Source organism: Polaromonas sp. P1_G2, from assembly GCF_056405515.1.
On record NZ_JBFUBY010001153.1, the window covers coordinates 1 to 451 of the forward strand.

The window sequence follows — 451 nt, forward strand, 5'->3', positions numbered from 1 at the left end:
GCATTGACATGATCGATCCACGGGCCAGCGGCGTTGACGACGACCTGGGCTTTGGCGAGACGAAGCGAACCGCTGCCGTTGCGAAGCCTGAGAAGGCCACCATCCCGCCCTTCAAGGGTGACGAAGTTTTCGGCGCGCGATCGCGGATTGGCGTCGAGCCCGTCCTTGATCAGTTCCCATACCAGCCGTTCCGGCCGCGTGATCCGCGCATCATAATAGATGCCGCCGGCGACGATGCGCGGCGTCACCTCCGGCATTTCCCGGAGTGCTGCCTGCCGGAACAGGAATTGGTGCTTCGGCATGACACGATGACGGGCACCGTAAATATCATAGAGCGCCAGGCCGATCTTGATCAACAGGGCGCCACGGCTGCGGGGTGCGGTCGTCGAACCAAACAACGTGCGCAACGCCGCCCACGCCCCCTTCATCAGCGAGAAGGACGGGACAAAGG

At 63.0% G+C, this 451-nt stretch carries 1 protein-coding gene; it reads right to left on the reverse strand.

Features of this window, described 5'->3' with window-relative positions:
• Positions 1–451, reverse strand: a 451-nt coding sequence (locus AC1D0P_RS29520; RefSeq protein WP_477679980.1) for an FAD-dependent oxidoreductase, incomplete at both ends; no start/stop codon positions are given.